The organism is Prolixibacter sp. NT017, assembly GCF_009617875.1.
GTDB lineage: Bacteria > Bacteroidota > Bacteroidia > Bacteroidales > Prolixibacteraceae > Prolixibacter.
In genome coordinates this window covers 3,705,398-3,730,370 of sequence record NZ_BLAV01000001.1, presented here as the reverse complement: position 1 = coordinate 3,730,370, position 24,973 = coordinate 3,705,398, and the positions used below count along the sequence as shown (strand labels likewise).

General features: G+C 44.9%; 22 protein-coding genes. 10 read left to right on the top strand and 12 right to left on the bottom strand.

The genetic code is table 11. The annotated features are described in order from the left end of the window. Positions 1-20: 20 nt before the first annotated feature. The gene (locus tag GJU87_RS15580; protein ID WP_153640335.1) at positions 21-1,322 is read right to left on the bottom strand and encodes an MATE family efflux transporter; all 1,302 of its coding nucleotides are present in this window, start codon (positions 1,320-1,322) and stop codon (positions 21-23) included. 150 nt (positions 1,323-1,472) lie between these two features. Between GJU87_RS15580 and GJU87_RS15575 the strand changes: the two genes are divergently transcribed. Both GJU87_RS15575 and GJU87_RS15570 read left to right on the top strand, forming a co-directional pair. After that, positions 1,473-2,072 carry a superoxide dismutase gene (locus tag GJU87_RS15575; protein ID WP_153640334.1) on the top strand — a complete coding sequence of 200 codons (600 nt, stop codon included), beginning with the start codon at positions 1,473-1,475 and terminating at the stop codon, positions 2,070-2,072. 146 nt (positions 2,073-2,218) lie between these two features. Beyond that, a complete protein-coding gene (locus GJU87_RS15570) occupies positions 2,219-2,794 on the top strand; it encodes a superoxide dismutase (RefSeq protein ID WP_153640333.1) in 576 nt (191 codons plus the stop codon). Between the two features lie 78 nt (positions 2,795-2,872). Here GJU87_RS15570 and GJU87_RS15565 read toward each other — a convergent pair whose 3' ends face one another. The 4 genes from GJU87_RS15565 to GJU87_RS15550 form a co-directional block, all read right to left on the bottom strand. After that, entirely contained in the window at positions 2,873-3,064 is a 192-nt protein-coding gene (locus GJU87_RS15565; protein ID WP_106540447.1) for a hypothetical protein, read from the bottom strand. 115 nt (positions 3,065-3,179) lie between these two features. Then, positions 3,180-3,410 (bottom strand): hypothetical protein, encoded by a 231-nt coding sequence (locus tag GJU87_RS15560; protein ID WP_153640332.1) that lies wholly within the window; start codon positions 3,408-3,410, stop codon positions 3,180-3,182. 30 nt (positions 3,411-3,440) lie between these two features. Next, a complete protein-coding gene (locus GJU87_RS15555) occupies positions 3,441-4,712 on the bottom strand; it encodes a glycosyltransferase family 2 protein (protein ID WP_153640331.1) in 1,272 nt (423 codons plus the stop codon). 58 nt (positions 4,713-4,770) lie between these two features. Continuing rightward, positions 4,771-5,367, bottom strand: a complete 597-nt coding sequence (locus GJU87_RS15550) for an OmpH family outer membrane protein (protein WP_106540444.1) — start codon at positions 5,365-5,367, stop codon at positions 4,771-4,773. A gap of 270 nt (positions 5,368-5,637) precedes the next feature. Between GJU87_RS15550 and GJU87_RS15545 the strand changes: the two genes are divergently transcribed. Then, entirely contained in the window at positions 5,638-6,513 is an 876-nt protein-coding gene (locus tag GJU87_RS15545; protein WP_228492017.1) for a proline dehydrogenase family protein, read from the top strand. An 81-nt stretch (positions 6,514-6,594) separates the two neighbouring features. Here GJU87_RS15545 and GJU87_RS15540 read toward each other — a convergent pair whose 3' ends face one another. Further along, positions 6,595-7,374, bottom strand: coding sequence for a carboxypeptidase-like regulatory domain-containing protein (locus tag GJU87_RS15540; RefSeq protein WP_153640330.1), 780 nt, complete (start codon positions 7,372-7,374; stop codon positions 6,595-6,597). 276 nt (positions 7,375-7,650) lie between these two features. On the opposite strand from GJU87_RS15540, the gene GJU87_RS15535 reads away from it, so the two are divergent. The 4 genes from GJU87_RS15535 (at position 7,651) to xylE (ending at position 13,422) form a co-directional block, all read left to right on the top strand. Then, positions 7,651-8,646 (top strand): GntR family transcriptional regulator, encoded by a 996-nt coding sequence (locus GJU87_RS15535; protein ID WP_153640329.1) that lies wholly within the window; start codon positions 7,651-7,653, stop codon positions 8,644-8,646. Positions 8,647-8,700: 54 nt separating this feature from the next. Then, positions 8,701-10,185: a xylulokinase gene (locus GJU87_RS15530; protein WP_153640328.1), complete on the top strand. Its 1,485-nt coding sequence runs from the start codon at positions 8,701-8,703 to the stop codon at positions 10,183-10,185. A 45-nt stretch (positions 10,186-10,230) separates the two neighbouring features. After that, the gene (gene xylA, locus GJU87_RS15525) at positions 10,231-11,556 is read left to right on the top strand and encodes a xylose isomerase (RefSeq protein ID WP_153640327.1); all 1,326 of its coding nucleotides are present in this window, start codon (positions 10,231-10,233) and stop codon (positions 11,554-11,556) included. 237 nt (positions 11,557-11,793) lie between these two features. Beyond that, positions 11,794-13,422 (top strand): D-xylose transporter XylE, encoded by a 1,629-nt coding sequence (gene xylE, locus GJU87_RS15520; RefSeq protein ID WP_153640326.1) that lies wholly within the window; start codon positions 11,794-11,796, stop codon positions 13,420-13,422. 103 nt (positions 13,423-13,525) lie between these two features. Here xylE and GJU87_RS15515 read toward each other — a convergent pair whose 3' ends face one another. After that, on the bottom strand, positions 13,526-14,788 hold the full coding sequence (locus tag GJU87_RS15515) for an OmpP1/FadL family transporter (protein WP_153640325.1): 1,263 nt from the start codon (positions 14,786-14,788) through the stop codon (positions 13,526-13,528). 425 nt (positions 14,789-15,213) lie between these two features. Between GJU87_RS15515 and GJU87_RS15510 the strand changes: the two genes are divergently transcribed. After that, the gene (locus GJU87_RS15510) at positions 15,214-16,383 is read left to right on the top strand and encodes an ATP-grasp domain-containing protein (protein WP_153640324.1); all 1,170 of its coding nucleotides are present in this window, start codon (positions 15,214-15,216) and stop codon (positions 16,381-16,383) included. Positions 16,384-16,574: 191 nt separating this feature from the next. Beyond that, positions 16,575-19,811, top strand: coding sequence for a S41 family peptidase (locus GJU87_RS15505; RefSeq protein ID WP_153640323.1), 3,237 nt, complete (start codon positions 16,575-16,577; stop codon positions 19,809-19,811). 78 nt (positions 19,812-19,889) lie between these two features. Here the strand turns inward: GJU87_RS15505 and GJU87_RS15500 are convergent, their stop codons facing one another. Together GJU87_RS15500 and GJU87_RS15495 are read right to left on the bottom strand one after the other, a co-directional pair. Next, positions 19,890-20,033, bottom strand: a complete 144-nt coding sequence (locus GJU87_RS15500; protein WP_153640322.1) for a hypothetical protein — start codon at positions 20,031-20,033, stop codon at positions 19,890-19,892. Positions 20,034-20,124: 91 nt separating this feature from the next. Continuing rightward, positions 20,125-20,457, bottom strand: a complete 333-nt coding sequence (locus tag GJU87_RS15495; RefSeq protein WP_153640321.1) for a hypothetical protein — start codon at positions 20,455-20,457, stop codon at positions 20,125-20,127. A gap of 202 nt (positions 20,458-20,659) precedes the next feature. Here GJU87_RS15495 and GJU87_RS15490 point away from each other — a divergent pair, with 202 nt between their 5' ends. Then, entirely contained in the window at positions 20,660-21,658 is a 999-nt protein-coding gene (locus tag GJU87_RS15490) for a glycosyltransferase (RefSeq protein WP_194831551.1), read from the top strand. Positions 21,659-21,694: 36 nt separating this feature from the next. Here GJU87_RS15490 and GJU87_RS15485 read toward each other — a convergent pair whose 3' ends face one another. From GJU87_RS15485 to GJU87_RS15475, 3 genes are all read right to left on the bottom strand, one after another. After that, the gene (locus GJU87_RS15485; protein ID WP_153640319.1) at positions 21,695-22,831 is read right to left on the bottom strand and encodes an NADH-dependent flavin oxidoreductase; all 1,137 of its coding nucleotides are present in this window, start codon (positions 22,829-22,831) and stop codon (positions 21,695-21,697) included. A 20-nt stretch (positions 22,832-22,851) separates the two neighbouring features. Continuing rightward, positions 22,852-23,856 carry an NADP-dependent oxidoreductase gene (locus GJU87_RS15480; protein ID WP_153640318.1) on the bottom strand — a complete coding sequence of 335 codons (1,005 nt, stop codon included), beginning with the start codon at positions 23,854-23,856 and terminating at the stop codon, positions 22,852-22,854. A 142-nt stretch (positions 23,857-23,998) separates the two neighbouring features. Further along, positions 23,999-24,811, bottom strand: coding sequence for a TonB family protein (locus GJU87_RS15475; RefSeq protein ID WP_153640317.1), 813 nt, complete (start codon positions 24,809-24,811; stop codon positions 23,999-24,001). Positions 24,812-24,973 lie beyond the last annotated feature (162 nt).

Here is a 24,973-nt window from a genome sequence, read left to right as displayed (position 1 = left end):
TCGCCGGTTGGCGGGCTTTTTTATGTTATGCGGTTGAAAATTGCCCTTTTTGCCAGGATGGTTTGGAATAACCCGCGTCCAAAGACAAAAAGAATCATCGCCAGCCACAGGGCGTCGTTTCTCATGGAATCTTTGAACAACAGGAAGCCAGGAACGAACAGCAGAAAGGTTGCTGCCAACATACTATTGCGCATTCCTTTCGAAGCGGTAGCCCCAATGTAAATGCCGTCCCAGATAAAGGCGGCAAATCCGCTGATGGGAACCAATGCTGTCCACCAGATAAAAGGTCTGGCTGCTTCTCTGAGCGAAGCCTGGTCGGTCAACAGGGCAACAATCTGGTTGCCGGCAAAGAGGTAGATAAGAGAGAACACAATCGCCAAGGAAGTACCCCAAAGAAACAGCAGCTGAGTCACCTTTTTGAGTTTGGCTTTACTTCCGGCTCCAAAGTATTTCCCTGCCAGAGCTTCACCGGCATAAGCAAATCCATCCATGAAAAAGGAGAAGAACATGAAAAACTGAAGTAACAGCGAATTGACAGCCAGAACCGTGTTGTTCATTCCGGCCGATTTCGAGGTGAAGAAGGTGAAAACACCGATGATGCAAAGCGTCCGGATGAAAATATCGCTGTTCACCAGCATGAAAATCCGTAATGCTTTTATATCGAGAACCTGCTTCTTCGAAAGGCGCGATAGCGGGGCACCGAATTTTTTCCGGGCAAACCAAAGCGAAAGAAACAGGCCCATGTATTGCGAAAGAACGGTTCCAAGGGCTACTCCGTCGGACTTCATTCCGAAAGCAAACACAAACAAGACACTGAAGATGATGTTGGCTACATTAATAATAATAGCTACCGTCATGGGTACTTTGGCATTCTGCATCCCGATGAACCAGCCGTTCAGGCTATAGAGGCCAATGGTAGCGGGTGCAGCCCAGATTCGGATATAAAAATACTGACTGGCCAATTGCTTGACTTCTTCGCTTCCTCCCAGGATACGGAAGCTAACCCATTCGATTGGGACTTGAAGAATGATTAGCATAACGCCGAAAAACAACGCCAGAGCAAAAGATCGTCCCAGGATCAGTTCACTCTCTTTCCAGTCTTTCCGCCCGGTTGCCTGAGCCGTGAATCCGCTGGTTCCCATTCTCAGGAAGGCAAACATCCAGTACAAAAAGTTGAAAATAACGCCGCCAAGCGAGATGGCGCCGATATAAACCGCCGATCCGAGGTGTCCCATCAGGGTCATATCAACCAGTCCCAACAGAGGAACGGTGATGTTGCTAACAATGTTGGGGAGGGCGAGGTGAAGAATTTTACGGTTCAAGGTGTTGCGGTTTTAATGCTTAATGGTTCATATTCAGCCCTCAAAAATAATTTGAAGAAAAAGGACAAAAAAGTTTTTATTTTAATTTGGAACAAATCCAAATAAAGATTACTTTTGAAAAACATTGAACTACTAAAAACCATAAGTGATATGAGTTTTATTCAACCAGAACTTAAATACGATTATACGGCTCTTGAGCCATACATTGATGCCCGCACCATGGAAATTCACTACACGAAGCACCATGCAGGGTATACCAGTAAGTTGAATAACGCCATTGAAGGTACCGAATTGGACGGTAAAACCATTGAAGAAGTTTTATCGGTAGTATCAAAATTTCCGGCGGCTGTGCGTAACAACGCAGGTGGGTTCTACAACCACAACCTGTATTGGGATGTAATGCAACCGGGTGGAAGTTCAGAGCCTAAAGGTGAATTGGCAGAAGCAATTAACGCTGCTTTCGGTTCACTCGAAGCATTCAAGGATGTATTTTCAAAATCAGCAGCCGGACGTTTCGGTTCGGGCTGGGCATGGCTACTGAAGGATGGAAACGAACTAAAGGTGGAATCCACACCGAATCAGGACAATCCGCTCATGGATGTTTCTGATGTGAAAGGAACTCCCATTTTAGGTATAGATGTATGGGAACACGCTTATTATCTGAAGTATCAGAACAAGCGTCCCGAATACATCGAAGCTTTTTGGAAAGTTATCAACTGGGACGAGGTTGATAGACGTTTTAAAGGTTAATTGATTTTTTGGTTTGAGAAGCCGGAGGTGATGCTCCGGCTTTTTTTTGCTTTTAGGGGTAGTTTACCATGAAAAGAGCGAACAAATTTCGATCTTCGTTCGTTCTTGCAGTAAAAATCATCATTAACCTTTAAAATAAATTTATCATGGCATTCGAATTACCCAAATTGCCGTACGCACTCGATGCGCTTGAACCACACATTAGTAAGAAAACCCTTGAATTTCATTACGGAAAACATCACCAGGGGTATGTAAACAAACTGAACGGATTAGTTCCCGGAAGCCCTTTTGAAAATGCCGATCTCGAAGAGATTATTAAGAAGAGCGAGGGCGGTATTTTTAACAACGGAGCACAGGTTTGGAATCATACTTTCTACTTTTTCCAGCTTTCGGGCTCACCCAAAACAGCACCGGAAGGAGCACTGAAATCGGCTATCGAGCGTGATTTTGGTTCATTGGAAGACTTCAAGGAAAAATTTAGCAACGCTGCCGCTACACTTTTCGGATCGGGTTGGGCCTGGTTAGTAAAAAATGCTGATGGCAAGCTGGAAATTGTCCAGACTGCCAATGCTGGCAACCCGCTGCGCGATGGCAAAACACCGTTGTTAACTTGCGATGTGTGGGAACATGCTTACTATCTTGATAAGCAAAACCTTCGTCCCGCGTACATCGAAGAATTTTGGAAAGTTCTGGATTGGGACGTTGTAGAATCGCGTTTCTAATCAGAAGAAATTAATGATCATAAAAAAGCCGGCGCTACGATAAGTAGACCGGCTTTTTCTGATTAAAGTCGTTGATTATTATAAATCGGTATGGCACGATGAATCGGTACTGACACCGCAGCTTCCGCCACCACAACCGCAACCGGTACCTGTTCTCAGGTCGGCCAGAGTCGGGTCGGTGACTTCCTTTTTTGTTTTGAGAAAACGCAATCCCAAAGCAAAAAATACGAAGCTGATCATGCCCAAAACAAGTAAAAACAATTTCAACATAGCATTAACGTTTTGTGCTTCAAAAGTAATAATAAAAGAGATAAAAAGGTCTTAAATGAAGTCAAAAATAATCACCCGATTCCTCCGGTGTGATTATTTCAAAGCTATATACCGTTTACTTCGCGAGCTTCAGGTTTTTAAGCTTCTGTTCCTTCTTTACTTTTGCCTGCTCTATCCGGTCGAATGTTTTAGCACAAACAATACCACGCTTTTTCATTTCGCGGTTATGTCCGACATGCGTGTCCGGAAATTTCCCATTCTTTTTAAGAACAATTTGTAAGGCTAACCCGAAGAAAGCCAGGGAAACAAGAGCAACGGCCAGTAAAATTACCTTTACTAAAACCATAACATCTCTTTTCTCTGGTGCAAAGATAGTTCAAATATGATTTGAGTAATCTATATTTCTGAAAATATGAAGAAGTGTAGAATAATCGGAGGATGCTGCGCTTTCGATGCCCTTTGCCTGCAACAGTTGCCGGGCGGCTTTCAGCAACAATTCCGGTTTGTAATCCTCTTCGTGCACAAAGTTCAGATACTTCAGTATCCAGAAGGCGTTAAACCGATGAAAAAAACGTCTGGCAAAAATGCTATCACCGGAGCAGTTGGACTGCAATTCAAGTATCACATCGGTAGCTCCGGACTGCATCAAAAACCGTCGAAGCGGAGCTGGAAGACTATCGATTGTTCCAGCAAGTTGCTGCTGATCCAGGTGGTAGAGTTCATTTACTTTTCGGAAGAAAGGCTGCAGCTCTTCAAAAGCCCGAAAGGAATAAGTCGTTTCCATGGAATCTTCCCCGGAAAGGAATTGAGCCAATTTTGGTCCGGTTCCAAACGGTACCCGGTCGGAGGTTCGGATTCCTGGAAAAACCAGCGCTTCACTGATTTCCCCGAACGTTCCCAGCTGAACGACTTTGTGCAGGAAGTAAAAGTCTTCTCCTGCTTTTTTGCGGTTCATGCCGCCTTGTTTTACGCAGGCTCCGGCCCGTACAGCGAACGCTGAACCTACCGTATAAATGGCATTTGGATAACCGGTTAGTTGCATGGCATGCCGGTAGTAACGCATGTACAATTCGTACCGGGTAATTCCGTCTCGGAGGCCGGAATCCAGACCGGGTTCTTGCAGGTCGTGTTCGAATCCGACAGTGAAGAGCTGGCATTTGGAACAACTCTGAAAAGCTTCTTCAATCGCCGTAAAATAGTTGGGCGATACGCGACAATCTGCATCCAGCGAAACGATGATTCCATTTTCATTCCCCGCAAGGTTAAATCGATGAATAGCTTCATCCATGCCAATTTTGCGTGCCCAACCTGCTCCGGCCCATTTTTTCCTGAGTTCCGGGATGTGAATAAGTTTGAAGCTAATCTTCCCGGAAGGAGTTCTCTGTTTCCAGGATTGAAATTGAGCGATAGTTTGTTGGTTAATTTCAAGGGCATCAGAAGGAGCCGCTTCGGGTGAGTTAACCACCACAATGACTTCGGTTGGGAGAGAGGGCGGTGTCGCCGACAACAACGATTCCAGGGTTTTGAACAATTCCGGTTCGCGGTAGCAAGGAATTACCACGCAACACGAGAGTTGGTCTTCCGGCTTTTCGGTAATGAACGGCGGAAAACCGGCATTTTTTTTCAGATAGGAATCGAAGCTATGCATAATGCTAAAAAAAGCCCTGATTTTGCAGGGCTTTCAAGTTATATCGTATAATCGGGTCTTACTTTTTCGAACTGTGGTAACGCTTGTTCAGCGCAGTAATCACTTCGCGGGTGATGTTGTGCTGATCGGAACCTTCCAGAAGATTGGCATTGCTGAAAATCAAATCGTATTTCTTATCAGCATTGTAAATTTTCACATAGTTGGAAATACTATCAATTATTTGCTGATTGATTTCCTGTTGCATGGATTGTAATTTGCTGGAAAGATCGTTGTCCAGTTTTTGAATATCCTGCTGCATACCTATAAGGCGGTTGCGTTCCTGCATGGCGCGTTCCTGAGTGAGGAAACCACCGCGCTTCAGTTTTTCCTGGAAAGCGTTGGCCTGTTTCTCAAAGTTGATTCGTTTTTGGCCATACTCATTTGTGTAGGCATCCTGCTTACTCTTGAAGTTATCGTTTAATTCTTTTGCCAAATCGTAGTTGACCAACACAGAGTCGAGTTTTACAAATGCCACCTTAACTGGTTCATTTCCCGTTTGTGTTTCAGTGGTTGCCTGGTCTGACTGGCCTTTTTTATTTCCTGTAAAGTATAATACATAGAGGCCAATAACAGCCAGTGCCAAAATAACATGAATGAGTGTAGAGTTATTTTTCATATGAATCGTAAAATGATTGTTTGTATGGAATTAGGAATGACAAATATAACCGAATTGCTGAATGCACAAAGGATGCGCCTTAAATTTTGTTGGCTGCGAAAACCAATTTCTGATAATTCATGAAATAAATTAGCCCTTACTCTTGATAAACGTCATAAATCGGGCCTTTTGCGTTTACTACTTTTACCTCTTGATGAAAAAGAGTAAAAATTTCTAACTAGTACTATTACGACTATGTTCAATAAAATGATAGCAGGAATCCTGCCTTACATGCCTAAAAAGTTGGTCTGGATTTTCTCCAAACGTTACATTGCTGGTGAAAATATTGAAGATGCACTTCGGGAATCGAGAAAACTGAATGCTGAACAGACCATGGTGACTGTTGATATTTTGGGTGAGTATATCAAAGAATTATCAGAAGCCACTGAGAACAAGAAACAGTATATCGAGCTTATCAAGCGGTTTACCGACGAGAAGATTGATGGTAATTTCTCGGTAAAACCGTCGATGTTCGGCTTGTTGCTCGACAAGGAGAGTTGTTACCAGAATATCCGTGAAATTGTTGCCGCAGCGGATGAGTGTGATTCCTTTATCCGGGTAGACATGGAAGATTCCACCTGCACAGACGCTGAAGTTGAGATTTTCCGTCGGTTGAAAGCTGAATTTCCTACCCGTGTAGGATTGGTTGTTCAGTCGTATATGCGTCGCACGCTGAGTGATGTTCGCGACCTGATGGATATGCATTCCGAAGAAGCTCCGCTGAATTTCCGGTTGTGCAAAGGTATTTATGTCGAGCCGGTTGAAGTTGCCTACAAGAAATACCAGGAAGTTCGCGATCACTATTTAGAGGATTTGGAGTACATGTTGCAAAACGGGATTTATGTTGGTATTGCTACGCATGACAAATATCTCGTTGATAAAGCATTCGAATTACTCGAGAAATACAATACACCTAAGGACAAATACGAATTCCAGATGTTGTATGGAGTAACGCCTGATTTGCGCAGCCGCATCATGAGTGCCGGTCATCGCATGAGGGTTTACGTACCTTATGGAGTGGAGTGGTTTGGTTATTCAACCCGCCGTTTGAAAGAAAATCCGAACATGGCATGGTTGATCATCAAGGCTCTGTTTGTCCGCGGTTGACAAAATAGGTTCCCAAAAACAAGAAAGACCGTTCAATTCACTGAGCGGTCTTTTTTTGTGTATCGATAATATGACGAATGATTAATTCGGATTCACCTCTTTTTGTTTTTCCTTCTTTATCTCATCATATTTTTTCCACTTTTTGGCAAGATATGCCTGGTACCGTCCAATAACTACGTCTTGTTCGTTGTTCGAAATGACCTGTTTTTTCAGTTTTCCCTTGTGAAGAATCGGTTTTCCGTAAAGAAAGTTCGACGGAGTAATGGTTCCGGTTGAGATGCCCACACTGTTTGCCGGACTTACTTTCAATCCTTTATATTCCGCCTGCATCTGGTATTTTCGCATGGTATTCCGGGTATTCATGTCAGCATCATACGTTTTTGGCGATCGGGTCAATCCCTGAACCGTTCCCAAGTCAACATTCTGTTGAGCATTCATCAGATTTTTCTCATCCACCGGCAATTGCTTCATTTCACTCATCAGGTTGTAGTTTCTTGGGAAAATAATAACCTCTTTAATCTGCACGGTATCGGGTGACATGAAAACTCCCATCAGGTATTCCGAAGCGGATAAGGTATCCGGAACAACCATGTTTACCTCTTTGTATCCTACATACCTGGCGGTGATAGTGTCGCCCGGCGAGCCCCAGAACGAAAACTTCCCATCGTCGTCGGTGATCGAACTATTTTGATGGTTCACCATGAATACCGTTTCCGGAAGAGGCTTCATCTCTTTCCTGTCAAATACAATGCCGGTAACAAACACCGGTTTTTTCCCATCGGTCTCATTTTCCTGCGCTTTTGCAGTCAGGTGAATGCCTGCTGATATCAAAATCGTCAGAATGATTGCTTTCGTTTTCATGATTGAAGGTTTTTAGTAGGACATGATGGTTAAAGTAGGGACGTCTTTATGTGAAAACGACTGAAACCGACCGTTTGTTTACATATAATTATACTGGTGCTGAGGTTTTAACATTTCTTATCTATTCAGGTAAATAAAGGCGGTTGAGCCAATTTTACCACATTCCGTTTTCGATATATGCTGTAAAAAATGTTTTGATCTGTGCTTTCGAAAGAAAATTTGATCTAATTTAGCAGAACACAACAGAACAGAATGGATGTTGTGAAATTTCAACCTATGAATGAATTTTCGTTTACACCGAATCCTGATTCGACTGTGCTGAAATTTCAGCAGTTAGTTGATGCTGTGATTGATGCCATTAACCGCAAAGCTTTACAGGAAGGAGATGCCCTGCCGTCGGTGAATCAGTTGATTAAGGAGTCGTCGATGTCGCGGGATACGGTATTTAAAGCATATGCTGAGCTCAAAAAGCGGGGGATTGTCGAAGCCATTCCTAATAAGGGATATTTCGTGGCCAGCAATCAACAGCGTGTGTTTCTGTTTCTCGATACATTCAAGGCTTATAAGGAGGTTTTGTATTCATCTTTCAAAGAGTCGCTTCCGGAAGATATCGTGGTCGATGTGAATTTTCATCACTACAACATCAATGTTTTTGAGAGTATTATCCAAAACAGTGTAGGTAAGTACAATACCTACATTGTCATGAATTTCGACCATCCTGATGTATCCCGCATTATTAAGAAAATACCAGCTGACAGGCTGCTGGTTATCGACTGGAAGATAAATGCCGGATCGGAACACTCTCGTGTTTACCAGGATTTTGGCGATTCAGTCACTCAGTGTCTGGAAGAAGGCCAACATCTTCTGCAGAAGTACGAAGAAATTGTGTGTGTATATCCGGAATATACGTATCACCCTTACGATTCAGTGGAGGCGATTGAGCGATTTTGTAGGGAGAAAGGTCTACGATTTTCGGTTGTAAAAGAGGTTAAGAAATTGGAGATGACCGTCGGAAGGGCCTATCTGGTATTTGAGGATATTGACCTGGGGAGCTTGTTAAAGCAGGTGCGCAGCAAGAAGTTCCAGTTGGGAAGAGATATTGGAATCTTGTCCTATAACGATACCCCGATGAAAGAGTTTGTGATGGGAGGCATTACGGTTATTTCAACCGATTTTGTAAAGATGGGAGAAGCGGCTGCGGGTTTTGTAACCGGCGATGAAAAGCTCGATAGGGTGATTCCAACCCACCTGGTCATTCGGGAATCATTGTAGGTAAACATAACAGAACAGAATAGTAATGACAAACCAAGAAAACAATCATAACAAATGTATCTACTGGGATTTGATGTAGGAAGCTCGTCTGTAAAAGCTTCCATTTTAAACGGAGAAACCGGCGAAATCGTCAGTTCGGCTTTTTATCCGAAAAAGGAAATGGCTATTACCGCTAAGCAGGCGGGATGGGCCGAACAAGAGCCATCGGGTTGGTGGGAGAATCTGAAACTGGCAACACAGGAAGCGATGCAAGTTGGTAATGTGTCTGCCAACGCCATTGGTGCTATCGGGATTTCCTACCAGATGCACGGCCTGGTATTGGTAGATAAGCATCAGGAAGTATTACGGCCTTCTATTATTTGGTGCGACAGCCGGGCTTCGGAAATTGGGCAGAATGCGTTTGAGAAGCTCGGTGAAGAGCGTTGCTTGGCCGATTTGCTGAACTCCCCCGGAAACTTTACGGCTGCCAAGCTAAAGTGGGTGAAGGAGAACGAACCGGAACTGTTCGGTCGCATCGATAAGTTTATGCTGCCCGGTGATTACATTGGTATGAAAATGACCGGGGAAGTAAGAACAACGATTTCCGGCCTGTCGGAAGGAATTTTCTGGAACTTCCGTGAAAACGGGCTTTCGGAAATGCTGATGAAGGAATTTGGTTTTCAGGATAATCTGGCAGCTGAATTGGTTCCCACATTCGGTATTCAGGGATTGGTGACCGATAAAGCCGCAAAAGAGTTGGGCATCAAGGCCGGTATTCCCGTAGCATATCGTGCCGGCGATCAGCCTAACAATGCGCTTTCGCTAAATGTGTTGCAGCCTGGGGAAATCGCTACGACAGCCGGAACATCGGGGGTTGTGTACGGCGTGAGCGATACGGTGAAATATGATCCGCTTTCGCGTGTGAATAGCTTTGCACACGTGAACCATTCGGAAACAGCTAACCGCCTGGGAGTACTCCTTTGCATCAACGGTACCGGTATCCTTAATTCTTGGTTGAACCGCCATGTGGGGAATGAAACCTTATCGTATCCTGAAATGAATGATTTGGCGGCGCAGGTTCCGGTTGGTTCCGACGGTGTTTCTGTTCTTCCTTTTGGAAACGGAGCTGAACGCGTGCTGGAAAACAAAGAAATCGGAGCACAAATCAGCGGACTGAATTTCAATATCCACGATCGCAGGCACCTGTTCCGTGCAGCGCAGGAAGGCATCGTATTCTCTTTCCGATACGGAATGGACATCATGAAAGAGATGGGCATTGATGCGAAAGTCATTCGGGCCGGTAAAGCCAACATGTTCCTCAGTCCGGTCTTCCGTGAAACACTGGCCAATATCTCCGGTGCTACCATCGAGTTGTACAATACCGATGGCTCAGTTGGGGCTGCGCGTGGAGCGGGCATCGGGGCCGGTTACTATTCCGGTTTTGAAGAAGCTTTCAGCGGGTTGAAAAGGTTGGAAGTAGTTGAGCCGGACCAGAGCAAAGTCGAAGCAACGGAAGCGGCCTATCAAAAATGGTTAGATACACTGAATCGATTTATTTAAAGCAATTCAATTATATAACGTTTACAGACCTTTAATCAAATAATCATGGAAATTTTAAAAGGAAAGAAAGCTTATTTTCCCGAAATCGGGCAGGTTAAATTTGAAGGACCGGATTCACGTAATCCGCTGGCATTTAAATGGTATGATGAGAATCGTGTCGTAGCCGGAAAAACACTGAAAGAGCACTTGCGTTTTGCTGTTGCTTACTGGCACACGTTCTGCGGCGAAGGTGGTGATCCATTCGGTCCCGGAACGAAAGTTTTCCCATGGGCAACCGCGCAGAACCCAATGGATGTGGCCCGCGAAAAACTGGATGCAGCATTTGAGTTTATTACCAAAATAAATGCCCCGTTTTACTGCTTTCACGATACCGACCTGGTAGGGGACGGTTCTGTTTTCGAAATTGAAAAACGACTGGCGCAGCTGCTTCCGGAAATGAAAGCCAAGCAGGAAGCTTCTGGTGTTAAGCTGCTTTGGGGTACTGCCAACGTATTCAGCAACCCACGTTACATGAATGGTGCAGCCACAAACCCGGATTTCAATGTATTGACAAATGTGGCAACACAGATTAAGAATGCAATTGATGCGACCATCGAATTGGGTGGAACCAACTATGTATTCTGGGGCGGACGCGAAGGTTATATGAGTCTCCACAATACGGATACCCGCCGCGAACTGGATCATTTAGGACAATTTCTCACGATGGCTCGTGATTATGCCCGCAAGAATGGCTTTGAAGGTACCTTCCTGATTGAGCCCAAGCCGATGGAACCGACCAAGCATCAGTACGACTACGATTCGCAAACGGTTATCGGATTCCTGCGTCAGCACAATCTTGATAAAGACTTCAAACTTAATATCGAGGTAAACCATGCTACGCTGGCTGGTCATTCATTTACACACGAGTTAAGAATGGCTGCCGATGCCAACATGCTGGGATCTATCGATGCTAACAAAGGTGATTACCAGAACGGCTGGGATACCGATGAATTTCCAACCAACATTTACGAGGTAACCGAAGCCATGATGGAAATTATTCAGGCAGGTGGATTTACCAACGGTGGTATCAACTTCGATGCAAAACTGCGTCGTAATTCTACCGACCTGGAAGACATCTTCATTGCTCACGTTTCCGGTATGGACACTTTTGCCCGTGGTCTGATTATCGCGGATAAAATTCTGAACGAAAGCGATTATCTGGAGCGTCGTAAACAACGTTATGCTTCATTCGATAGCGGTAAAGGAGCCGAATTCGAGGCTGGTAAACTAACCCTCGAACAGTTGCGTGAAGTCGCCAGTGAAGTGGGCGAACCCGAGCAAATCAGCGGCAAGCAAGAGCTATTTGAGCAGATGATCAACTGGTACATTTAATCAGCATATAATTTGGACTGTTCCTGTTTTCCAAAGTATTGAGATTCTCTTCTTCCTTTCCCGGACAGGAGGAGAGGAATGAAGAGGTCTCATTGGAAACAGGTTTTCAGGTTTAATACTGCCAACACTTTCGGTGTAAACAGAAATGTCGGGTTGAAGCAGAGTTGTGGCACCAACCGCCGGAATCTCTGTAGACTGAGACATTAGAGAGAATCTAAACCAATAATTATTCAACGTATGAAAAGTAATAAAGGAAGTGCGACATATATTTTTGCACTCACCCTGGTTGCCACACTTGGAGGGCTGTTATTTGGATATGACACGGCTGTTATTTCCGGGGCAACCGGAGCACTCAAGAGCTTTTTTATCACTCCTTTATATTCAGATCCGGCTCTTGCCGCACAAGTGATTCTGGAATACAAATTTATCGTTTCGCTATGTCTGGTTATCGTTGCGGTGCTACTGGGCAGTTTCCTGGTGAAGCTTTACGGAAGCAAAAAGGGAGGAATTTACATGGCTGTATTAGCCATTGTTGCTATCCTGATTTGGTATTTCCGTTTTTGGGCACAACCCAACGAGCTGACGGAGGGAATGGCAAACGCTATTAACGGCTTTACGATTTCCAGTGCGCTGGTGGGCTGTATCATAGGTGGATCGCTGGGAGGCTACATCAGTCAAACGCTTGGCCGTCGCAACGGAATGATGCTGGCAGCTTTCCTGTTTACTTTGTCTGCTATCGGCTCTGCGATTCCTGATAAGATGAACTTCCTGGGTTTTGAACTGGTGAGTTCGTTTATCTTCTATCGCGTCGTGGGCGGTATCGGCGTTGGTCTGGCATCGATGATTGTGCCGATGTACATTGCCGAGATTGCTCCGGCTGGCATTCGCGGAAAGTTAGTATCATGGAACCAGTTTGCTATCATTTTCGGAATGTTGGTAGTTTATTTTGTGAATTACGCCATTGCCAGTCAGGGAAACGATACCTGGCTCGATACCATCGGGTGGCGATGGATGTTTGCTTCTGAAACCATCCCGGCAGGATTATTCTTCTTCCTTTTGTTTATCGTTCCGGAATCGCCACGCTACCTGGTGATGGCGGACAAGGATGCTCAGGCGGAAAAGGTATTGAATCGACTGGTGGGAGTGAGTCAGTCAAAGTCTGTTTTGCAAGATATTAAGAAGACACTGGTTGAACGAAAAGCACCCTGGCTCTCTTTTGGAGGCTTGGTGATTATCATCGGTGTGTTTATCTCCATTTTCCAGCAGTTCGTCGGCATCAACGTGGTTCTTTACTATGCACCGGAGATTTTCCGGAACATGGGCTCGGGAACCGATACATCGCTGTTGCAAACCATTATTGTTGGGGCCGTTAATTTGACTTTTACGGTAGTAGCAATTTTAACGGTTGACAAACTGGGACGTAAACCGTTGATGATTATCGGTGCCGTTGGAATGGCCTTCTCGATGCTCGCATTAGGTTTGATGTTTTATATCGGTAACGTGGGAATTGCAGCGCTGATATTCATGTTGCTCTACACCGCATCATTTGCCGTTTCGTGGGGACCAGTTGCCTGGGTAATGTTGGCAGAGATTTTTCCCAACTCCATTCGTGGTGCGATGTCCATAGCAGTAGCGGCACAATGGGTGGCAAACCTCATTGTATCGTGGACTTTTCCGATTATGAATGATTCGACTGCACTAACCAATACGTTCCACCACGGATTCGCCTATTGGATTTACGGAATCATGGGAATTTTGGCCGCAGTGTTTATGTGGAAAGTCGTTCCGGAAACCAAAGGAAGAACACTGGAGGAAATGGAAGGACTGTGGGGAAGGAAACATCATTCTCAATCCAGCGGTGAGTAAGATATCCTGACTAGAAAAATAAACCCCGGATTACGTAGGTGCAGCAATCCGGGGTTTTTAATGCGGTGTCTAATCCGCGATTGTTACTGTAGTTAAGTAGGCATTAAAAGGTAAAACCGATTTCGAAATAGAGTTGATTCATCTCTAATTCGATTGTCTGCTGACCCGGAACTTCCATAGGGTTCGGACCAGAAACTTTATTATTCAATGCGTAATTGAAGGCGAAATTCAGAGCATTACCTTTCTCGTTGATTTTCTTGGAAAATCCAAGTGCAATATGACTTTCGTTAACAGCCGGGGCCAGGATGTTGAACATGACTTCGCTGGCAGGAATCGGTTGTTTTCCGTATGAATAACCTGCACGCAAAGTCCAGGTGTCAATACCTGTGTAATTGAAACCAACTTTGTAGATGGTCATATCTTTCCAGCCAAAGCCGGCACCGTTGTCTGATCCCAGTGGATTCATTCCAGTAGCGGTCATCATCGGGTTGGAAACTGATTTTGAGCTGGTGTAATTGATTTGTTTTACATCAGCCAATACAGTAAAATCACTGCAAAGATGGTAGGCAACACCTACGCTCCAGTTCGAGGGAATTTCAAATTTTCCCTGCTCAGCAAACAGGCCAGCATAATCTTTGAATGCTCCCATATAGATTTTTGACTGGTACTTGGCGCCCAACCAGAAACCGTTGAACAACTCACCCATATAACCAACTTTGAAACCAACGCCGGCCGAATAGTCTGTTCCGTTTCCACTCAGTTTAGCAGCATCTGTTGAGAAGGGGGCGAAAGAAGCCAAACCTTTAGCTTCAAATGATTGCGCTCCCAGCAAAGCCGAAATACCCAAACTGTGTTTTTCACCCAGTTTGAATGAATAAGCCAGATCCACATACATCTGCATCAGGTTGACGCCTGTGTGATCAGAGTTCTGGTCGTAGAATGTCTGCGTCGGATAGTTGGTGTTCATACCACCGTTTCCGTAAATCGACAGCGTTAAAGCGTTGTTTTCATTCAGCTTCCAGTTTTTACCGATGTTCGGCATAATAAAAAGCTTCGAATCACTTTTTACGGTACCCGGAGTAAGACCAAAAGTACCCTGATAGCCTGAAGGACTACCAGTGATGGTATATTGACGGTTCGGATTAAACAAACCAATACCAAAACTCAATTCACTTGAGTTAAATACGTTCCCAGCAGGGTTACCTCCAATTAATGATGTTTCGTAAAATGCTGTTCCAGCGCCGGCAAAGCCGCTACTGATGGTTCCATATCCAGGGCTAAAATAACCATCCGTGGCAAATGCCGCTCCGCTTCCCAACAAAAAAACAAGTCCTAATAAAAGACTTTTTGATAGGCGATTTTTCATATTTAAATGATTTTGTGGTTCAGAGTGCTGAAAAATACAAACTTATACTTACATCAAGATGTATAAATACTAAAACATCCAAATGTTTAGAAGCATATATAGACAAAGCTATATATACTGAAATTTCGTTCGGTTTGATAAGCTTTTGTATCCCTTTATAAATCAGGCTTGCTTAAAATGTGTATTTCAGAAATATAAAGACTTGGGTGTCCGAATTTGATATTCAAAGATTGGAATCAATCTAAAATAAAGTTGGGTGTATAATTCTCTTTTATTTTTCGTGAAAATAGCCTATTGACAAGAGGCCGGGGGTGCTTGATAATTTCTGCTTACGTAATATTTAGCACATTAATTCTCTAAGGAAAAGAGTACATTCGTTTTTCAGTAATTTGAAGTTGCATGCCATTACTAAATCAGAATTTATAATGATTTTATTAGAAGGACCTTACGTTTCAGATTTTCTCAAACAAACCATTAAAGAGTGCCGGATACCCGTAATTCGTAATTCTTTTTCAGCAGGAGTTTTCGCTGAGGAAGAACAACCTACCATTTCAGTAGAAGAGGCCGTTCAACGGATGAAGCGAAATCCGGAGCAACTGATTTATACCAATTCCGAAAATTCAATTCACTGGATCGAAGAACATCTTTCATTTACCAGTTTGCCCGGCAAGATAAATCTTTTCAAAAATAAAGTTCGATTTCGCGAATTACTTCGTCCCCTGTTTCCCGATTACTTTTTCCAAAGCATTCCTTTCGGGGAATTGGCTACAACTGATGTGTCGGGCTTTTCTTTTCCATTCATCATTAAACCCGCGGTGGGCTTCTTTAGCATGGGAGTTTATAAAGTCGATAAAACGGATGAGTGGCCCGGCATTGTTGAAAAGATAACTGAAGAGGTAAAGCTTGTACAGCATCTTTATCCAAAGGAGGTATTCGATTCGACAGATTTTATCGCGGAGGCAAGTATCGAGGGAACAGAGTACGCCATCGATTGCTATTATAATGCCCAAGGAGAACCGGTTATTTTGAACATTATGAAGCACCTTTTTTCATCGGATAAGGACATGAGTGACCGGGTTTACATCACTTCCAAAGAGGTTACCTCGTCTAATCTCAAACCAATGAAGCGTTTCCTGAAAGAGATGGGAACGATTGCCGGTGTTCAGAATTTTGCAGCGCACGTCGAAGTTCGGGTTGATGAAGTGGGCTGTATCGTTCCGATTGAGGTAAACCCGATGCGCTTTGGTGGGTGGTGTACCACGCCGGACCTGGCCTGGCATGCACACGGTTTTAATATTTACGATTATTTCCTTTCAAAGAAAGAGCCGGATTGGGATAGACTGCTGGCGGAGAAAGATGGCGAGGTTTTCAGCGTCGTAGTCCTCGATAACAGTACCGGCAAAGAAGGCGCAGATATTCGGTCTTTCGATTATGAGAAGTTGTTGACAAACTTTGGAAATCCATTGGAAGTAAGAAAAGTTGATTACCGGAATTATCCATTGTTCGGCTTTGTATTTGCGCAAACCAAGAGTGAGCAGATGGATGAGCTTTTCCGGATTCTAACATCCGATTTGACGGAGTACATCCGGATTTGAGAACTGGATCGGGGAGACGGAAGAAGGAAATGTTTTACATGCATATTTGATTTGGGAAGAAAACCGGAAAGCCGTTTTGTTGTTTGGGATAGAGTGTGATGCTATGATTCCCACCATTTCATAGGCATCGATTACATGAGATCTGTAATGATTTACGACTACCAATGTCTAATAACCCAAATAATAAAGATATGAGAATATTCACGTTTATTGGCACTGTGCTGTTTCTTTGCATCACAGTGTTGCAATCAAGTGCGCAGGTAAATGCGCGAATGTTTCGGTTTCCCGATGTCTCGGCAAAAAACATCGTTTTCTCCTATGCAGGCGACTTATGGGTCGTTGCTAAAGAAGGTGGAGTTGCTCACCGGTTGAGTTCTCCCAAAGGAGAAGAGTTGTTTGCCAAATTCTCGCCCGATGGCAGCAAAATAGCTTATTCGGCAAGTTATGACGACAACAAAGATGTTTACGTGATTCCGACAATGGGAGGAGTCCCGAAACGGTTGACTTTCGACAGTGGCACCGACAGAACGGTTGGGTGGACGCCCGACGGGAAAAGTGTCCTGTTTGCATCTTCCCGTGAAAGCGAAAGACAACGCTTTAACCAGCTATACACGATTGCAGCCACCGGTGGCGAAGCAACGAAATTGCCGTTGCCTTACGGCGATTTTGCTTCCTATTCTCCCGATGGAACGAAGCTCGCATTGAACTACAAGTCGCGTGTTTTTCGTACCTGGAAGCGGTATCGCGGTGGCTGGGCTCCGGATATCTATATTTTCGATTTGAAAGACTTCAGTTCGAAAAACATTACCCGCGATGATGCCAGTGACGAATTTCCGATGTGGCACGGCAACAAGGTTTATTACCTGTCGGACCGCGGCGAAGCAGAACGATACAACATCTGGGTGTATGATATTGCTACCGATAAATCGACTCAGTTGACTCACTTCACCGATTACGATGTCCATTTTCCGTCTCTCGGGCCTGACGATATCGTTTTTGAAGCAGACGGGAAGCTTTACCTGATGGATCTGAAAGATGACCAATACCACGAAGTGAATGTCAAGGTCGTGACGGATGAATTGGAAGTAATGCCGAAGCAGGAGAAAGTGAAAGACCTGATGCAATCGGCAGATATTGCACCGGATGGAAAACGGGCGTTGGTGATGGCACGCGGCGATTTGTTTTCTGTTCCTGCCGAGCATGGCGTGGTTTCCGATTTAACACAATCTTCCGGTTCGGCAGAGCGCTTTGGTGCCTGGTCACCCGATGGAAAGACCATTGCTTACTGGAGCGACGTTTCGGGCGAATACAATTTGATGCTGAAGAACGTGGACACCGGTGAGGCGAAGAAGGTAACAGACTTTACTTCCGGATATCGCTATCACTTGTACTGGTCACCTGATAGCAAGAAAATTGCTTTCATCGATCAGGCAATGAATATTTCTTATTTCGATATCCCATCCAATAAGGTAGTTTCAGTTGACAAAGGACTTTGGATGTACCAGGGAGCACTGCAAAGTTTCTCGTGCAGTTGGTCGCCCGATAGTCGTTGGCTGACTTACGACAGAGGACTTGACAATCGCAACGATGCTATCTTCATCTACGATACCCAGAATAAAACTAAACATCAGGTAACGAGTGGTTATTATGACGACCACAACCCGGTCTTTGGTGCCGATGGAAAATACCTGTTCCTGTTGACTGGGCGTTCTTTCAAACCGCAATACAGCGATTTGGATAATACGTTTATCTACCCGAAAACAACAGAAATTGCCGCTATTCCGCTGCGGAAAGATGTTCCTTCGGCCGTAGCTCCACGCAACGATGTGGTCGATTTATCGAAAAAGGAAGACGGTGATGATGAAGAAAAGGATAAGAAGGAAGATGCCGGGAAAGAGGTCAAATCGGTCAGTATCGATTTCGATAATTTCGAAGAACGACTGGCAATTCTTCCTCCGGATGCCAACGATTACAGAAGTTTGAGTGCTGAAAAAGGAAAAATCTTTTATCAGACAGAAGTTGATGCAGGCAAGGAGACAGAGCATCCGGTGAAATACTACGATCTGAAAAAACGGGAAGAAAAAACGGTTGTCAGCAATGCCAGTGGTTACCGTTTATCGGCCAACGGCAAAAAAATGTTGGTACGAAAAGGGGACAACCTGTACATCATCAAACCGGAGTCCGAACAGAAGCTTGAAAAAGCCTTACCATTGGATGAAATGGTGATGACCGTAAATCCTCGCGCTGAATGGCGACAAATATTTAATGATGTATGGCGTTTCGAACGCGATTTCTTCTACGACAAGAACATGCACGGAGTTGACTGGAACGCCCAGAAAGTGAAGTACGGCAAATTACTTGATGATGCCGTTACCCGTTGGGATGTGAATTATGTGCTGGGCGAATTAATTGGCGAGTTGAGTTCATCGCATACTTACCGTGGTGGTGGCGATCTGGCTAATGCTAAGAAGACCAATACCGGTTACCTGGGTGTTAACTGGGAAGCAGATGGTAAGTATTACCGGATCAAAAATATCATTAATGGAGCTCCATGGGATTCGGAAGTTCGTTCTCCGCTGTTGGCTTCGGATTTGAACGTCCATGCGGGCGATTATATCCTGAGCGTGAATGGACGTCCTATTACCACCGACAAAGAGCCTTATGAAGCCTTCCAGGGGCTGGCTGATAAAACTGTCGAGTTGATGGTCAACAGTAAACCGGATATGCAAACGGCTCGTAAAGTTGTTGTGAAGACATTAAGCAGTGAGAGCCGGTTGCGCAACCTTGCCTGGATAGAAGCCAAACGCGAAAAAGTGGATAAAGCCACCGATGGAAAAGTCGGATACATTTATGTTCGCAGTACCGGAATTGATGGTCAGAATGATCTGGTTCGTCAATATATGGCTCAGTGGAATAAAGAGGGGCTGATTATCGACGAGCGCTTCAACAGTGGCGGACAAATTCCGGATCGCTTCATCGAATTACTTAACAGGAAGAATCTGGCTTACTGGGCTGTTCGCGACGGAAAAGACTGGTCATGGCCACCCAAAGGCAATTTCGGACCGAAGGCTATGTTGATTAACGGCTGGAGTGGTTCCGGTGGCGATGCATTCCCCGACTTCTTCCGCAAGGCAGGACTCGGTCCGCTCATCGGTACCCGTACCTGGGGTGGTTTGATTGGAATTACCGGTGCCCCTGAATTGATTGACGGAGGTTATGTAACTATACCAACCTTCCGGATGTACAACCCGGATGGTTCCTGGTTCAAGGAAGGTCATGGTGTAGACCCGGACATTGTTGTGAAAGAAAACCTGACCGAAGAAGCGAAGGGAGACGATCCGCAGCTCGACCGGGCCATTGAATGGGTAAATAACAAATTGAAAGATTACAAAGGGAAACCAGAGCACGCTCCCTACGAGAAAAGATAACTGAAAGAGTTATTTCAAAAGAGAAAGGCGCCGGTTTGTATGGCGCCTTTTTTATGCTTTAATCAAAAACCGGAGTTTTTACTGGAGTCCCATCAAATGTTTGATGACTACCAGAACAATGATGAGTCCGGCAATAACAGCCACCATTAAAATGATGTCTTTGCTGAAATGTTTTTTGCCGTTTTCTGCACTGTTTTCCTTTTGTACTTCTTGTTTTTCCATCTCTTTATTTTTTTCAATTAACGATACATCAATATTCTTCCCGGAAAGGTCATCTCCGGGACTTTTTCTCCATTCGTATGATGTGATCACGCTAATTTCGAAGGCACTTCACCATGATGTATATCGGCCTTTTCCGGGTGATGAAAGGCTGGCGGAGTGCATTCGGGAAAGTTTGAAAGTTAAAAGTCGATTTGGTGTTCCCGGCAAGGCGGACCATTACCGGCAGTGATTGACTTTCCGTTCCGGGAAAATCAGTAACACCGCTTTCAAAAATAATGGATGGTGAGAGGATGTGAGAGATTGTTCCGGAATGCGAACTTGTTTCCGGACGAACCGTGTGATTTTCATTACCCCAACTGGTGTCAATGCCCAATACAGTGAGTAAAATGCCTACGGTCAATAACGCAATAAGGTTGCGATACATCTTTCTCTTCGATACAAAATACGGCGTAATTTAAACAAAGAATCCATAATTCGCTCTCATTTCCGGGGATAATAAATTGAAATTTGAGGGCAAAGGACAGATTGTCAGCTTTCTGAATGTAGAGTAGATGAGTGTTTTTTGTACATGAAAAAGTCAATAAGTGAGATTCTTGCCAACTTCAATGAGTTAAATTTATATTTTCGTGACGCAAACAAACTGTTGTGCTTTGGTTGATTTGTCCATAATTATAGTCAATTACCGGGGGTGGAAACATTTGGAGAATTGCTTGGAAGCCCTAAAAAACTTTAGTGGAGAGGAATTCTCTTTCGAGGTGAATGTGGTCGATAACTGCTCGAATGATGGCAAGTTGGAGGCTTTTCAACAACGATTTCCGGAGTTCCGTTTTCATCTGAATAGTGGTAACAATGGTTTTTCAAGCGGATGCAACCTGGGAGCCAACGTTTCAACCGGTGAGTATTTCCTCTTTCTGAATCCCGACACAGTTGCGTCAGAAGAAGCAGTAAAGGAATTGCTGGCAACTATTCGGCGTGAAGCTCCAATAACCATTCTTTCCTGCGGACAGAAAAACAGCGACGGTCGCGAAGAACGCCCTTTTGGATTTTTTCCCACGTTATTCACGCTAAGCGGAATATTGCGTGCGGTCTACCGGAAAGTGAAAAAAACCGAGTTGGCAGCGCGTTTTTCGTCTGAAAAGAAGATTATTTATCCGGATTGGGTTTCCGGTTCGGTGGTGATGATTTCGAAGCAGCAGTTCGAAGAGTTGGGCGGCTGGAATGACGATTACTGGTTGTACTATGAAGATGTCGACTTGTGCAAACGAGCAACCGATGCCGGGGGGAAAGTGGCTTTGCATAACCACGTTTCAATTATTCACAACCACGGAGGAGCCACGCGCATCAATCCGAGGGTTACGGCGCTAACCAAATCGGAAGTCATTATTTCCAGGCACGTTTATCTCTCGCGGCACTACCGCGGTTTATCTGCTGCCGGTCTGCATTTCGTGGTCATGACAGGTGTCCTTCTGGGAAAATTAGTACCCGCCATTTTCGGACTTCCGTTTTTCTTCGTTCGGCGGTTAAACCAGTACACCCATTTGTATCGCCGCTTGCTGGCCTACTATTTCCTGGCACCTTTCCGGGGAACTTGGCTCAGTCCGCGCTCCGTGAACTACAAGAAATAAAAAGAGGGGAAACATGTGTTCTCCCTCCATTCGTTTTTATTCGTTGTCTACAACCGGCAACCAGCCTTTACGGGTTATTAAACCGTGCCACAGGTTGTCCGGAATCACCAATTCTTCCTGGTCGTGAACCGAAAGCGTTGTTCGTATTTTGTCTGCCGAACCATTCTGAGCTTTCTGTACCCATTCCGGTTCCATTAGTAATTCACGTCCCAACGCTACCAGCGGTACGTTCCCTTCTTCTACGACTTTCAGTACATCATCCGGGGTGTGAAGAGAACCTACTCCGATAACCGGAATTTTGTTGCCAACGCGTTCCTGTATTAACGTGGTGCGCGAGCATTCATCTGATTCATCACGCATGGAACCACCCCAGAAATTGAGTGTCGAAATATGCAGGTAGTCCAACGGCTTTTCAGCCAAGGCATCAACTAGTTGAAATGTGTCTTCGATGGTAATTCCCGGTTCTTCCACCTCTTCGGGCGAAAGCCTGTAACCAACCGCAAAAGGAGATGTAGCGTATTGCTTGACATTTTTCAAAACATCGTCGACTACTGCCAGCGGAAATTTCATCCGTTTTTCCAGTGTACCGCCCCATTCGTCGGTCCGTCGATTAGAGTGCGGTGAAAAGAACTGCTGAATCAAATACGTGTTGGCTCCATGAATTTCCACCCCGTCGAAGCCAGCGAGAATCGCCAGTCGCGTGGCATTCCCATAAGCTTTGATGGCGGCCAGAATTTCTTCTTCGGTCATGGCCCGCGGAACGACAGCTCCTTCGCGTTCGGCCGCAACAGCGCTCGCACTCACGGGTTGACCGTCCGGCACTTCACCGGGAGGACACATTCTTCCTCCGTGATGGATTTGCAGAATTGCTTTGGCACCTTCCTTCTGGATGGTCTGGGTAATCCGTTTCAGGCTGGGAAGCATGTCATCAGAATGTACCCCGATTTGGCCTGAAAATGCCTTGCCTTGGGGCTGGACGTAGGCGCAGGCAGTAGCGACTACGCCAACACCGCCTGAGCGTTTTTTGTAGTATTCAATTTCGGCGTCCGAAACGGTGCCGTCGGAGTTGCCGGACCAGGTTGTCATGGGGGCCATCATGATTCGGTTTTTCAAATCAATTCCGGAAACCGGTAAACGGAACGGTTCCCAAAGGGAAGCATATTTAGGATTCATATTCTTATTTCCTGGGGGTTTTATTTTGTTTCGACAATTAATTTTCCGGTATTCACTCCGTCGAATAGTCCGATGAAAGCTTCCGGCAATTTCTCAAATCCTTTGACAACGGTTTCGCGATGTTTCAGTTTCCCTTCTTTCACCCATTCGGTGAGTTTGGTTATTCCTTCCGGGAAACGGTCAAGGTAGTTGCTGATGATAAATCCTTGCATCAACGCGCTTTTCTTGAGAATGGTGGGTTGTATGCGAGGGCCGGTCGGAACACTGGTAGCATTGTAGAGTGAAATCTGTCCACAGACTGGGATACGTGCAAATTTGTTGATGTTCGCCATCACTGCATCTGAAATTTCGCCACCCACATTGTCGAAGTATACGTCAACTCCGTCGGGACACGCATCGGCAATTGCTTTTTCCATCTCCTTCTCTTCATGGTAATTGATAACCTCATCAAAATGGAGTTCGTCCTTCAGGTAACGAAGTTTTTCATCACTTCCGGCGATTCCGACCACACGGCTACCCTTAATTTGAGCAATCTGTCCCACGGCAGTTCCAACTGCTCCGGCCGCACCTGACACTACAACAGTTTCACCTTTTTTCGGTTTGCCAATATCGAGTAATCCAAAATAAGCGGTCATTCCTGTCATACCGAGTATTCCCAGGTAGTAGCTTAGCGGTGCCGCATTTTTGTCAATTTTGTTAACGTTTCCGGCTGGGACAACCTGCAACTCCTGCCAGGCCAGCGGGCGTCCAACAACGACGTCTCCTTTGGAGAACCCAGCATGACGACTTTCTACAACTTCAGCTACGGCACCGCCGTTAATCGGTTCTCCTACCTTGAACGGTTCGACATACGACTTGGCGTCGCTCATTCGGCCACGCATGTATGGATCGACTGAAATGTAGAGTGATTTCACCAAAAGTTCTCCTTCGGCTGGAGTTGGTATTTCGATTTCTTTCAATTCAAAATTATCTCCGGTTGGCCGTCCAACAGGCCTTGACTTTAATATAATCTGTCTGTTCTGCATTATCTTCTGGTTTTTGTTTGTTCAGTGTTTGAACAGACAGTGCTTCCTTACGGTTCATTGCTTTTTTTATTCGGCATGAACAATGAATACTACGGGAGAAATGTAACAAGTTAGATGCTAACGAAATTGTGGTTGGGGAAGGTTAGAAAGCCCGGAACATAATAGAAACAGTCTTTCGCGATTTGACGGGATAACCTGCCAGGAACCCCGGCTGCCATCGTGGCATGTGGCTGACCATACGAATTGCTTCCTGTGAAAGAAGCTGACTGGGAGATTTTTCAACCTCCGGGTCGATAATTCGTCCGTTTTCGTCGACCACAAACGCAACGACAACTTCGCCGACGATCCCCTTTTTCAAAGCTTCTTCGGGGTAGTTGATATGTTGGTTGATGTACAGACGTAGTGCTGTTTCACCTTTCGGGAATTGGGGTTCCCGGTCTACTTTGCTATAAATTTTGTTGTCGAGGTATTTATTCACATTTACCTCTTTGCCTGTTCGGGTATATGAATGAAGCTCGGAGATGAACCCCGGTGGATCGTAAACGCAATAGAATTCTTTTTCTCCGTTAGAATGGTAGACTATTTTGATTCCGGCCCGAACCCCCATTTGAAATGTCTCCGTCGAGTAGAGGTTGCCATTGGGGTACCATTGTTTGAAAATACCGTCTTCTACCACTTTTTTCTTATTCAGCTTGTGAGAGAGATTGTCGAGAGAAACCTTTTCTCCGGCCCCGTAAAAACGCACCTGACGTAATAGTTGGCCGTCGATTTTGGCAATCTCCAGGAAAAAATGAGTCGGAGAAAGTGTATCGATTTCCAGGGTAACGTTCACCGCTCTTCCGTTTTGCCAGTCTTTTACCAAAATTGGGGCGGACAATTCAACCGGTCGTGGTAACGAGCTGGCTAAAATAGTATGGGCAGAAAAAAGCAGGACAACAAGGTAAAAATACTTCATAGGTATTTCGTTTCACTGGTGAATGGTGAACTCCGGGGAGGGGAATGTTATTATTAATTAAAAATAAGGCGAAACAGATAAGAAGTCAAGTGGTACCCACTATTTAGAACAGGGAATTCTGACTAAATGGAAAAGTAATTTCGGTTATATTTATCAAAGGTC

What these genes read in the sequence shown, in the direction of transcription:
- GJU87_RS15575 (WP_153640334.1), top strand. Translation starts at nt 1,473, where the DNA reads ATGAGTTTTATTCAACCAGAACTTAAATACGATTATACGGCTCTTGAG.
- GJU87_RS15570 (WP_153640333.1), top strand. Translation starts at nt 2,219, where the DNA reads ATGGCATTCGAATTACCCAAATTGCCGTACGCACTCGATGCGCTTGAA.
- GJU87_RS15565 (WP_106540447.1), bottom strand. Translation starts at nt 3,064, where the DNA reads ATGTTGAAATTGTTTTTACTTGTTTTGGGCATGATCAGCTTCGTATTT.
- GJU87_RS15560 (WP_153640332.1), bottom strand. Translation starts at nt 3,410, where the DNA reads ATGGTTTTAGTAAAGGTAATTTTACTGGCCGTTGCTCTTGTTTCCCTG.
- GJU87_RS15555 (WP_153640331.1), bottom strand. Translation starts at nt 4,712, where the DNA reads ATGCATAGCTTCGATTCCTATCTGAAAAAAAATGCCGGTTTTCCGCCG.
- GJU87_RS15550 (WP_106540444.1), bottom strand. Translation starts at nt 5,367, where the DNA reads ATGAAAAATAACTCTACACTCATTCATGTTATTTTGGCACTGGCTGTT.
- GJU87_RS15545 (WP_228492017.1), top strand. Translation starts at nt 5,638, where the DNA reads ATGCCTAAAAAGTTGGTCTGGATTTTCTCCAAACGTTACATTGCTGGT.
- GJU87_RS15540 (WP_153640330.1), bottom strand. Translation starts at nt 7,374, where the DNA reads ATGAAAACGAAAGCAATCATTCTGACGATTTTGATATCAGCAGGCATT.
- GJU87_RS15535 (WP_153640329.1), top strand. Translation starts at nt 7,651, where the DNA reads ATGAATGAATTTTCGTTTACACCGAATCCTGATTCGACTGTGCTGAAA.
- GJU87_RS15530 (WP_153640328.1), top strand. Translation starts at nt 8,701, where the DNA reads ATGTATCTACTGGGATTTGATGTAGGAAGCTCGTCTGTAAAAGCTTCC.
- xylA (WP_153640327.1), top strand. Translation starts at nt 10,231, where the DNA reads ATGGAAATTTTAAAAGGAAAGAAAGCTTATTTTCCCGAAATCGGGCAG.
- xylE (WP_153640326.1), top strand. Translation starts at nt 11,794, where the DNA reads ATGAAAAGTAATAAAGGAAGTGCGACATATATTTTTGCACTCACCCTG.
- GJU87_RS15515 (WP_153640325.1), bottom strand. Translation starts at nt 14,788, where the DNA reads ATGAAAAATCGCCTATCAAAAAGTCTTTTATTAGGACTTGTTTTTTTG.
- GJU87_RS15510 (WP_153640324.1), top strand. Translation starts at nt 15,214, where the DNA reads ATGATTTTATTAGAAGGACCTTACGTTTCAGATTTTCTCAAACAAACC.
- GJU87_RS15505 (WP_153640323.1), top strand. Translation starts at nt 16,575, where the DNA reads ATGAGAATATTCACGTTTATTGGCACTGTGCTGTTTCTTTGCATCACA.
- GJU87_RS15500 (WP_153640322.1), bottom strand. Translation starts at nt 20,033, where the DNA reads ATGGAAAAACAAGAAGTACAAAAGGAAAACAGTGCAGAAAACGGCAAA.
- GJU87_RS15495 (WP_153640321.1), bottom strand. Translation starts at nt 20,457, where the DNA reads ATGTATCGCAACCTTATTGCGTTATTGACCGTAGGCATTTTACTCACT.
- GJU87_RS15485 (WP_153640319.1), bottom strand. Translation starts at nt 22,831, where the DNA reads ATGAATCCTAAATATGCTTCCCTTTGGGAACCGTTCCGTTTACCGGTT.
- GJU87_RS15480 (WP_153640318.1), bottom strand. Translation starts at nt 23,856, where the DNA reads ATGCAGAACAGACAGATTATATTAAAGTCAAGGCCTGTTGGACGGCCA.
- GJU87_RS15475 (WP_153640317.1), bottom strand. Translation starts at nt 24,811, where the DNA reads ATGAAGTATTTTTACCTTGTTGTCCTGCTTTTTTCTGCCCATACTATT.